The following is an 11,213-nucleotide window of genomic DNA, read 5'->3' on the forward strand; positions in this document are numbered from 1 at the left end:
CAATTTCTTTGAGCGACATCTCCAATATGTATTCATCAATTTACATTTCCAAAATTTACACCATACACCATGAATACTACCATTTCATTTATTCAAAGTCACTAGCGTAGCATAAACATAGATTGGATTTCCAAATACATAGTTAACAATATAAAAAAAGGTAAATACCTAATAGGGGCAGCATTGTTCATTTGGTAGTTTTATACAACACAGTCAGGGGCGACAGATCAAAAGGATTACTCCTTACGGAACATCAGTGTTCTCAAAACGCCGCAGCCAATGTCGTGCCTCTTTCCAAATCGTCACGGTAAATGCGCGTCGAAAAGCAAGTAACACAGACGGCGTGGGAATTTTACACCTTGTCCGACACTATTTATTGGAGCCATGGGAGAAGGTTTCGGAAGAATTAAACCGTAAAAAAAAGCCAAGTAGGGGAAGACAAAAAGCGCGAGACAGACCAATAAAAGAACTAAATTTGGGTGAAGATTTTGGGATAGTAAGTCCGATTTCTTAAGAACATTTAAAAAAAAAGAATTAATTAATGCAAAAAAAGGGAACTAGTTGTCATGCTACTAGATTCCCTTTTTGTTTAGTTACTGGAGTAATAATACTTTAAAGAAATTTAATTTAATTCAATTCACGCAAGGCTATTGGGTATCTAAAATCAACAGAATTTGGCACCTTGAATTCTATTGCTACACATAATGAGCATACTTATCTCTTTTGATAATCACCATCAAACATAATATTTGAACCTCGGAAAGCTGAACAACCGCCAAATTCAATTGTTGAATCTTCTTTAATAGTAACACCTGTCTTTGTTTTTTGTATCGTCATCTTACATTGTTGATCATACTCATCTTTAAAGTTAACTATCGCTTTGTCCCCATTGTAATTTGCATACCCTTCAACCCCACCATTAAAATAATGAGCATCTTGATATGAAGATCCAACCTCTAGTGAAAAGTAGAAATTCGTTTTAGTCTGCTTAGTTACCTTAATAGAACCTGCATAATAACTATCACCAGAACTCTTATCAAATGAATAGTTACCGTTCCATGCAACAGCAGCTGCTTTTGGCAAATTTAACCCGCTTGTTGCAACAAACGATGCCTTTTTGTTGTAACGAATTTCTGACCATCCACCTGGTTTAGTACTATACACATAAATAACTGTCCCTTTTTTAAGAGTACCTACTTTTTTAGCTTTTGGACTTGGCTTTTCCTTAACTTCTAAGGTTATACTTTTTACTGTTCCCTTAGTAGGTACTGATGTAGCACTAGCTACTATTCCCAGTTGTGTTAAGACCAGAACTAGAATCATTGAAAATACTACTAAAAAACGTTTTAATAACATATAAATCCTCCTAATTAGGTTGTAAGATATAATACAATATTACCATAAATTATTTATATTTGTAGAATTTAATAGATTTTAGGATGTCAATGCATACTTCGCAAAATGGTGTGTTTGCGGCTTAAGCGAGTTCTTGTTTAACATCCATTAAACCTTCAAGTTCGTTATATTGGTCTAATGTTATACGATTACCCAATAAAAACACATCCGATTTCTTCAACATATCGTCCCCAAAAATCTGAATACACTTCACGAACAATTGGTTTCGGGCAAAGGGATTCGGAATAATAATTCGCTAAGGGTATGACGCTAGATTCACCATTTTCTTTAAATGTTTCAATCCGTGTCGTGTTCTTTAAGTTTTTTCACGCACCTTAAATTTAGTCATCATACACTGACATCTACAACCATCCATGAGGTTGTGGATGTTTTTCCCGTAAAAATTTTTAAAATTATTTGGTGTTTAATGAATCCTACACTCACAACGTTGGCGGCGCTTTCATTCAAACGCTAAACATATTAATGTATTGTCATATTTCAGAAAGTTGTTGCCTTTCTATATTTGGCTCATTATAATCAACCTAACAACTGTTAGGTGGTGAGAATTTGAAACGACAAGAACTGATTGATGCTGCCCTTCTTCATTATTCCTTATACGGATATCAAGGGGCGACTATGAGAAAAATTGCAGCTGAAGTTGGAATAAAACCTGCTTCAATCTATTTCTTTTATGAGAATAAAGAAGCATTGTTCACCGCTTCCTTTAAGCAATTACTAGACAATCATTTCACTATCATGAAAAAAATCCTTCATGAACAACAGGACGCGCCCGTTGATAAGATCTTTTCTGCGATGTTTCAAGGGATTGTTTCTCACCATACTGGAGATCTCCAATCAACAAAAGCTTATGTTTCTCTTGTTACTTCTCCAATTCCGGAAATTAAAGTGTACTTGCAGAAGCATATGCGCAATTTTGCTAACTGGCTCGTTGAATCACTTGAAACTGCCTTAAGGAGAAGTTATCCACTTATTCCTGAAAGTGAGGTTGACCGCATCATTAAGCAATTTGTACTTTTGGGTAACGGCGTCTTTTGGGGTATCTTTCTTTACGAGGGAGAAGATTTTGAGGAGCAAGTGGCGTTAGCCGATCAAATGACCCAATCACTCTTTAACCAGTTAAAGTTGCAATACAAATAGTCGTAATATTCACTAAAAACACACTAAGAAGTGAGGGAAAAGACAATGGGTAATAGAAATGAAACTAATTTAGTTCAAGACTTCGAGCTTGAACCAGTTCCACAAGATAAACGGAAAGGATGGGGTAAACTTTCGATTGTTTGGATTGGAGGTATTGTCGCTCTTTCTGCTACGGCGCTCGGCGGAGCACTTGGTGGCGGCCTTTCGATGACAGATGCTGTAATTGCTTCGTTTATTGGTTGTTTCATATTAGCAATCGTCAGTGCGCTGTGCTGTGTGGTAGGTGCAAAAACAGGTCTTTCAACATCTCTTGTATCGATGTTTGCCCTGGGTCGTTATGGCTCGTACGCTGTATCAGTCATCGTTGCAATTGCTCTATTCGGCTGGTTCGGTGTTCAGCTTGATCTTTTCGGCACAAGTTTGCATAATGTTTTGGCTGATGTATTTAATCTATCCATTCACCCTAAAATACTCGTTGTCATCGGTGGGATTTTAATGACAACGACTGCATTTATAGGCTATAAAGCGATTGAAAAGCTCAGTCTAATCGCTGTTCCACTTCTCGGAATTCTATTAGTTGGTTCATTGGTTAAAGTGATGAGCGGCAAATCATTATCTGAAGTAACCGCTGCGCCTCTAATGGGAGAGCCATTAACGATTGGCCTATCCATTTCACTCGTTATCGGTTCCCTTGCAATCGGAGCAATCATTGGACCCGATATTTCACGCTATGCGAAATCATCGAAAGACGCTATTATTGCCTCATTTGTTGGATTTTTCGTCGGGTTTAGTATTGTCCTCATTATTGCGGCTATCTTAGCAAAAGCGACAGCACAAGTAGATATCGTTTCGATTATGATAGGCCTTGGTTGGGGAACGGGCGCGATGCTTGTCCTCATTCTCGCACAGTGGACAACAAACGATAATAATTTATATTCTTCAGCACTTGGCTTTTCTGTTATTTTCAAAAAAACGCCTAAATACATTTTAACCATTGCCGCAGGATTTATTGGAACAATGATGGCTGTTGGAGGCATTTACGATAATTTTATCCCGTTCCTTGTTTTTCTAAGTGCTTTAATCCCCCCAATCGGTGGAATTTATGTGGGCGACTTCTTAATGAACCGAAAGAAATATCATTTTGAAAATCTTTCAGCCATGAAGAATTTACACCTCGTTAGTATTTCAATTTGGGTTGTTGCAACACTTATTGCATTCATGACGACTCCTTCCCCAAATGGGTTTGGCTTATTTACTCTAACGGGTGCTTCCGGGTTTGACGCATTTATCGTCGCCTTTGTTCTTCAACTGATCGCAGGAAAAGTGATGCAAAGTGCAAATGAGCAACTGATTGCAGCACCTCAAAGGAGGAAAATTTCATGAGATTTATCGGTAAAGAAGAAATAGAAAATATCGCAATTGGAGCGGCTCTACTTGGTACAGGGGGTGGCGGTGACCCATATATTGGTAAACTAATGGCACTTCAAGCAGTCGAAGATTATGGGCCCATTCGCCTGTTAAGCATTGATGAAGTTCCGGATGATGCGCTTATCGTTCCTTCTGCAATGATGGGTGCCCCAACTGTAATGGTCGAAAAAATTCCAAATGGCGAAGAGGCCGTTGCTGCTTTTAAAGCGATGAAGGAGTATCTCGGTAAAGAAATCTTCGCGACCATGCCAATTGAAGCGGGAGGAGTTAACTCCCTACTCCCACTTGCTTTGGCTGCACGACTTGGTTTACCCGTCATCGATGCGGATGGCATGGGACGTGCTTTTCCAGAGCTACAAATGGTGACGTTTTACTTGGACGGTGTTTCTGCAACGCCAATGGTTTTATCGGACGAAAAAGGAAATAACCTTCTCCTAAATACAATAAATAATATGTGGGCAGAGCGAATTGCAAGGACTGCAACGATCGAGATGGGTGGTTCGGTCATGCTTTCGATCTACCCGATGGATGGTAAAACAGTAAAACGATCTGCAATCCATCATATTTTAACGTTGGAAGAAAAGATTGGTCGGACGATCCGTGAAGCGAAGGAACGTAACGAAGACCCGATTGAAGAAGTGCTGAAGTTAACGAACGGTCATCGTCTTTTCAAAGGAAAAGTCACGGACATCAATCGTAAAACAGAAGAAGGCTTTGCAAAAGGGACTGCAACCATCGAAGGAGTAGAAGACTATAAGGAAGATGAGTGCTTCCTCCATTTCCAAAACGAACATTTACTTGCAGAAACAAAAGACAAAGTTTTATGTTCGACGCCTGATTTAATTACCGTGCTTGACTCAGATACAGGTATGCCGATTACAACTGAAGGACTCAAATATGGCGCCCGTTGTGTTGTCATCGGCATGCCAGCGAATCCAAAATGGCGTACACCTAAAGGAATTGAAGTAGCGGGTCCTCGGTATTTCGGCTACGACCTAGATTTCACGCCACTTGAAGATCTTGTAAACAAGGAGTGGAACTAATATGACAAATTATCGAATCGGCATTGACGTTGGCGGAACACATACGGATGCAGTCATTTTAGATGAATTTTATAACGTTATTTCAGTAGTGAAATCGCCCACAACAGAAGATGTAAGTACCGGAATCTATGCGGCAATGAAAGACGTAGTCGCATCGGCTGGCGTTCCTGTCGAAAAAATCAAGTTCGCAATGCTTGGAACGACACATTGTACAAATGCGATTGTCGAACGAAAACGGTTGAATAATGTTGCCGTTATCCGAATTGGTGCTCCCGCAACACTTGCCATTAAACCACTTGTCGGTGTGCCAGAAGATTTAAAGGCAATCCTCGGAAAGCATGTCTATATCGTCCGTGGCGGCCATGAATTTGATGGTCGTGAAATCGTCGAGTTGGATGAGCAGCATGTTTATGAGATTGCAAACGAAATGAAAGGAAAAGTCGATTCCGTCGCAATCACATCTGTCTTTTCCCCTGTCGTAAATAGCCATGAAACACGAGTAGCTGAGATTGTAGCGGAAGTGCTCGGAGATGATGTAGCTCTCTCATTATCCAATGAGATTGGGAGTGTCGGATTAATCGAACGAGAAAATGCAACCATTTTAAACGCTGCCATTGTTAACGTAGCTAGATCCACCGCTGATGGATTCGTTCAAGCGTTACAAAAAGAAGGCATCCATGCGAAAGTGTTTTTCGGGCAAAATGACGGTACATTAATGTCAGTTGAATATACGGTGAAATACCCCATATTGACAATTGCATGCGGTCCAACAAACAGTTTAAGAGGAGCTTCCTATTTGACCAAACAATCCGATGCGATTGTCGTTGATGTCGGCGGAACAACGACCGATGTTGGCGTACTGATCGGGTCATTCCCACGCCAATCTTCGCTTGCAGTTGAAATTGGAGGTGTGCGAACGAATTTCCGTATGCCGGATATTACAGCGATTGGTCTTGGCGGAGGAACCATTATCCGAATCGCTGACGATGGAAGTTTCCAAATCGGTCCGGATAGTGTCGGTCATTTACTGCATAAGAAAAGTTTGATTTTCGGCGGAGATACACTGACAACAACCGATGTCGCTGTTGCACTTGGCAAAGTTGAGCTAGGTGATTCAAGTCTCGTCAACCATTTAGACAACGCATTACTTGAAAAAATTTATAGCCATATGATTGAAATGGTAGAGGAAACGGTCGATAAAATGAAGACCAGTTCGGATCCAGTCCCAGTCATTTTAGTTGGAGGAGGCAGCATTTTATTCCCCGCCGAGTTGAAGGGCGCTTCCGTTGTTATTAAACCAAATAACTCAGGTGTCGCAAATGCAATTGGTTCCGCTATTTCTCAAGTAAGTGGGCAAATTGAGCGCATTTTCTCCATGAACGAACTAGGAAGAGAAAAGACACTTGAATTAGCAAAAGAGATGGCTCGTCAAGAAGCGATCCATGCAGGAGCAGATCCAAACGAACTGGTCATTGTTGACTTTGAAGATGTCCCACTCGCCTATTTACCAGGCGATGCAACTAAAATCCGTGCAAAATCAGCTGGACCCTTAGCTAAAAATTAAATGCAAGCACCAACAAGCGCCCACCTTTTTTCAGGGGGGCGCTTGTTGACGCTTACGTTTCAAAATTGAACGAGGACCTAGAACCTCAAAACCATTCCCAAGTTGAACCTCACCCTGAAACTGGAGCATTACATATATACAGCTTCCCCACCCGATGCCTAAACAAAACACAGTAGAAGTTCAATGAATCGGTCATTCAAACCTTATCTAGCATTCACCCTTCTCCACGCCCGTCCATCCTTTCGATGCATCGGTTGGATGTAGTGGTAATATACATGATTGATATCCATATCTTTAACAGCTTCTACAAAATCGGTTGCTGCATAAGTAAGGCCACCCCTTTGGCTCAAACCACTTCGCATGTCTTCGTCAATGATCGTAATCGGCCCATCATCTTTCTCCCGTAAATGATCTATCAGTGATTGCGTATCTTTATTGTTTCCCAAAATGATATAGAATTTCATAGTGTTCCCTCCATTATGTTGGTCTTGTAGATCAAACAACAACGACAAACAGTTCTTTCAATTGAACTTCGTGGAGCATTTACTCTTTAAAAATCGGTACCTGGGTAATAAACAATAACAAATAATTCACGTAGTCGTATGACAATTCAAATAAAAATAGATACAAACGTAGATACATAGTCCATGCCTTAGTAATATGTAATTGGTAGTGCCGTGCATGGACACCTGGAATTTCGAGATTTCTCCATAGTCTCTCTTTGTTCTTTTCAAAACCGATACATATACTTATGAAAGAAAACATCTTCACTTTTCTCTACATAGGGTTTCGCCTGAATCAGTGACATATAAGTAACATCATCCACTAATTCCTCATCACCTTCATGATCATAGTCAATGACAGCAATATGGGTGACGCCTTGCCCTTTAAGTTTCTTAATCATGCCGGGTGTACGGATTGTAACGCCTAGAATAATGTGCATTGCCACTATCATCTCGACCTTTACATTTTTTTAGTATGGACTAGTTGTGAGTCTATCGAATAATTCAATCTACTTCCGAAAAACTTTCTCCTCGTTAAAAAATTCCTCAACCATTTCTCTACTTTTCTTACCGTGCGACAAGCGCAGGTACCTGACATGATTGCGTATCTTTCTAGTTTCCCAAAATGATATAGGCTTTCGCAAATATGCCCCCTTTTCTCATTTATAATAGTCACCATATACAAGTAGAATAAAGAGCATTGGTTCGAATCGCTTTACCTCATTCAAAAATCAATGCAGACTCCATCCATGAGTCCATAGTACCACAATAAATGAATAATAGGGTAGTAACGAATCATAATTATGTAAAAAAAGCTCCTAATTTCTTCAGTTCATCATTAGAGTTTTTCAACACTAGAGGATAATTATGTATTAATTTGGTTATTAATCCCATTTTAACCGAGATATTTTCCAATCGATCTCTAGTGTGGAGTACCAGTGCAAGAAACAACAACGAACCATTCAACCAATCGTATATTCATACAAAATCGACTGGTATTTTAGAAAAGTACCTAATAAATATAAATTTGTAGTGTATATTCACAATAGCATCGTGCACAGGTACCTAAAAAACCTCAAAATAATTATTTACCCCCCTTTTTCACCTCCAAATCAGAGATTTAGCCCAAATTTACGCAAAAAAAGGGGTCAAATCTCATTTTTGACTATTTACTATTTATCCCAGTATGTTGATTCTATTAGGGTTTTCCAATATGATTGATTCAATTTATATGGAAGGGGGATTCCTTAATGGCTTCATCTATTATGAGCGTCGGGCTACAGGGGATGAAAGGACATAAAGTTCGAATTGAGGCGAATGTGAGGGTTGATAAGGAGCAGTGTGTGATCATCGGACTACCCGATGCGTCGATTAAAGAGTCAAAAGAACGTGTGCTTAGTTGTTTACATGCGTTGGATCTTGATATTGAATTGAAAAAAATCACAATTCATTTGTCTCCTGCTGATGTCAAAAAAAGCGGAACGGGTTTTGACTGCGCTATGCTTCTTGCTGTTATGCAAGAAGTACTTAAAAAACCGCTTTCTATCGACGAATCTACTTGTGTATTAGCAGCACTGTCACTGAATGGTGAACTTATGCAATTCCACGGTATGATTCCTGCCATTCAACAGGCGATTGTTCTTGGTTTTAAGCGTATCATTTTGCCTCCAATTGACGTTAGCTTTTTACACAAAGTCGCGGACGTGGAGCTCATTCCCTTGTCCACTATAGATGCAGTCATTTCCTATTTGCAGGGCCAACCCTCTTTTCTGCTCGATCAACCCCTGCAACTTTTAGTTGAAGAACATGCATCATCCACTACGTGGAGCTCATTCACTGATATTTCTTCAATCCGAGGTCACAAGGAAGCAAAACGGGCATTGGAAATTTCAGCTGCTGGTGGACATCATGTTCTCTTATCAGGCCCCCCGGGATGTGGAAAAAGTATGCTTGCCGATGCTTTTCACACCATACTACCTGACCTAACCCATGAAGATATGCTCGAACTTTATGGCATTTATCATTTAGCGCGCGAAGCACGAGGCTTCTCTTGCCGCCCCCCTTACCGGAATCCCCACCATTCCGCTTCATCCATTTCTTTAATTGGCGGTGGAACATTTCCAAAACCCGGTGAGATTTCGTTGGCACATAACGGTGTCCTATTTCTAGATGAATTAGGAGAATTCTCAAGAAAAACGCTAGATATGCTGAGACAACCTCTTGAAAGAGGCGAAGTAACAATTAGCCGTGTCAAACAGACCGTTACCTATCCGTCTACTATCATACTAATTGCTGCGACCAACCCATGCCCTTGCGGCTATTTCGGTTCACATGAACGATATTGCACATGTACGCCAAAACAAGTGACGAGCTATCAACTAAAAGCCTCCGGACCCCTTCTGGATCGTCTGGATTTTGTCCTAACGTTGAAAAACGTAGGGTTACATCATGATGATTCAATCGAAACATCTGCCGTCATTAGGGAACGAACAACACGCGCTAGGCGTATGCAACGAATACGATATGGCAACGGTAAACTTAACAGCACCGTCCCTTTTCAACAGTTATATGAAACATGCGCCCTATCTAGCAAACAGTCAAACTTTATTGATAAAATATGTTTTGAGCAAAAGTGGAGTAACCGAACACAAGCCAAGCTCATCCGAATTGCTCGGACAATTGCTGACCTAGAAGGCCAAGAGGTCATAACCGACTCAGCCCTGCAAGAAGCGATTGCCTGGAAGCGTCTCCCTCCTTTGTCGCAACAATCGACTACGACGATGGGAGGTCATTGATGTGCCAAGACGAAAACGAAACTGGCATCCAAATGCTTACTTCCATGTAATCATGCGTGGAAATAATCGACAAAGTATCTTTCGGACAGAAGAAGATGTCATGCAATTGATGCGAATTTTCGAATACGCATCCGAAAAACTCCACTTCAAAATGCTTGCCTTTTGTATCATGACAAACCATTATCATTTGCTAATACGCTCCGAATACGTAGATCTTGCAAAAGTCATGGCACAGATTAACCGTAGATACAGCGATTATTACGCAAAGCGTTATTCACACGTCGGTCGAATCTATGAGAAGAGATACTTTTCAAAAGAAGCTGACGGTCCGCAAGCAATACTAGCTATTAGTAGCTACATACACCGCAATCCAATCGATACCCAGGTGCCAATGGTAGAAAAACTTGAAGATTACCCATATAGTTCTTTTCCCTATTATGTCAATGAAAATCAAAAGAAACCTAGTTTTCTACGAACCGATATCGTCGCCCATTTCCTACCCCACCCGTTCGATAAAACGAACCAAGCCTATTGCCTGTATTGCCTCACGTACAAGCAGGATGTGGAAGAAGACACCTAGTCTTTGAACTGTATGTGTCTCTTTTGGAGTACCTGTGCAAGAAACAACAACGAACAATTCAACCAATTGTATATACATACAAAATCGACCGGCATTTCAGAAAAACACCTAATAAATATTAAATTGTAGTGTATATTCAGAATAGTTTCGTGCAGAGGTACCTGAAATTAAGTTGCATAAAGTAGATGGGCGGTTGACACTCCCTTGAGAAAGGGGGTGTTTATATATGATGGTAACTTACGAGGCAATGAACATGCTATTTCAAGCTTTTATAGCATTTGCAACAATGGCAACTGCTATTATTGCAATGATTGTCCTCTTTATCAACAAAAAGAAGTAACCGCCCATTCCTTTGAACGAGGATCGTAATGGGAGGTTACTTTTTTCTTAACACCTATTCGATTGACCTTGGTCAGCCGCACTTCATGCGGAATGCAACTGTGATCAGCTGGACGTTTCTCAGACGTTCAGCTTTTCTTATTATATGCTCATTATATCACATTCATACAGGAAGAACACATTAAAATCGGTACCTGTGCATGAAACAACAACGAACAATTCAATCAATTGTATATACATACAAAATCGACCGGTATTTCATAAAAACACCTAATAAATATGAAAATGTAGTGTATATTCAGAATTGCATCGTGCACAGCGTTTAATGTGAAATAAGTCAAGCGCTATGAAAATAGATTTTTGGCCGCACGAAACCAAAGCCTCATAATGGTATTTTTTTGAAACTCA

Annotated in this window: 9 protein-coding genes; 6 read left to right on the plus strand and 3 right to left on the minus strand. The window is 40.2% G+C overall.

The annotated features are described in order from the left end of the window. Positions 1-714 precede the first annotated feature (714 nt). The gene (locus R2B72_RS14200; RefSeq protein WP_318617299.1) at positions 715-1,356 is read right to left on the minus strand and encodes an SH3 domain-containing protein; all 642 of its coding nucleotides are present in this window, start codon (positions 1,354-1,356) and stop codon (positions 715-717) included. A 606-nt stretch (positions 1,357-1,962) separates the two neighbouring features. On the opposite strand from R2B72_RS14200, the gene R2B72_RS14205 reads away from it, so the two are divergent. The 4 genes from R2B72_RS14205 to R2B72_RS14220 are packed head-to-tail and all read left to right on the plus strand — an operon-like array spanning position 1,963 to position 6,588. Further along, positions 1,963-2,553, plus strand: a complete 591-nt coding sequence (locus tag R2B72_RS14205) for a TetR/AcrR family transcriptional regulator (RefSeq protein WP_318617300.1) — start codon at positions 1,963-1,965, stop codon at positions 2,551-2,553. 45 nt (positions 2,554-2,598) lie between these two features. Beyond that, a complete protein-coding gene (locus tag R2B72_RS14210; protein WP_318617301.1) occupies positions 2,599-3,936 on the plus strand; it encodes a cytosine permease in 1,338 nt (445 codons plus the stop codon). Then, positions 3,933-5,024 (plus strand): DUF917 domain-containing protein, encoded by a 1,092-nt coding sequence (locus R2B72_RS14215; RefSeq protein ID WP_318617302.1) that lies wholly within the window; start codon positions 3,933-3,935, stop codon positions 5,022-5,024. The genes R2B72_RS14210 and R2B72_RS14215 overlap by 4 nt, the downstream gene beginning before the upstream one ends. A gap of 1 nt (position 5,025) precedes the next feature. Next, a complete protein-coding gene (locus R2B72_RS14220) occupies positions 5,026-6,588 on the plus strand; it encodes a hydantoinase/oxoprolinase family protein (protein WP_318617303.1) in 1,563 nt (520 codons plus the stop codon). A 203-nt stretch (positions 6,589-6,791) separates the two neighbouring features. Here the strand turns inward: R2B72_RS14220 and R2B72_RS14225 are convergent, their stop codons facing one another. Then, the gene (locus R2B72_RS14225) at positions 6,792-7,052 is read right to left on the minus strand and encodes a hypothetical protein (RefSeq protein ID WP_318617304.1); all 261 of its coding nucleotides are present in this window, start codon (positions 7,050-7,052) and stop codon (positions 6,792-6,794) included. 266 nt (positions 7,053-7,318) lie between these two features. Beyond that, the gene (locus tag R2B72_RS14230) at positions 7,319-7,537 is read right to left on the minus strand and encodes a hypothetical protein (protein ID WP_318617305.1); all 219 of its coding nucleotides are present in this window, start codon (positions 7,535-7,537) and stop codon (positions 7,319-7,321) included. A gap of 804 nt (positions 7,538-8,341) precedes the next feature. Between R2B72_RS14230 and R2B72_RS14235 the strand changes: the two genes are divergently transcribed. After that, positions 8,342-9,886 (plus strand): YifB family Mg chelatase-like AAA ATPase, encoded by a 1,545-nt coding sequence (locus tag R2B72_RS14235; protein ID WP_318617306.1) that lies wholly within the window; start codon positions 8,342-8,344, stop codon positions 9,884-9,886. A gap of 1 nt (position 9,887) precedes the next feature. Further along, positions 9,888-10,466, plus strand: coding sequence for a transposase (locus R2B72_RS14240; RefSeq protein WP_318617307.1), 579 nt, complete (start codon positions 9,888-9,890; stop codon positions 10,464-10,466). Positions 10,467-11,213 lie beyond the last annotated feature (747 nt).

The sequence above is a fragment of the Sporosarcina sp. YIM B06819 genome (genome assembly GCF_033485175.1).
Lineage (GTDB): Bacteria > Bacillota > Bacilli > Bacillales_A > Planococcaceae > Sporosarcina.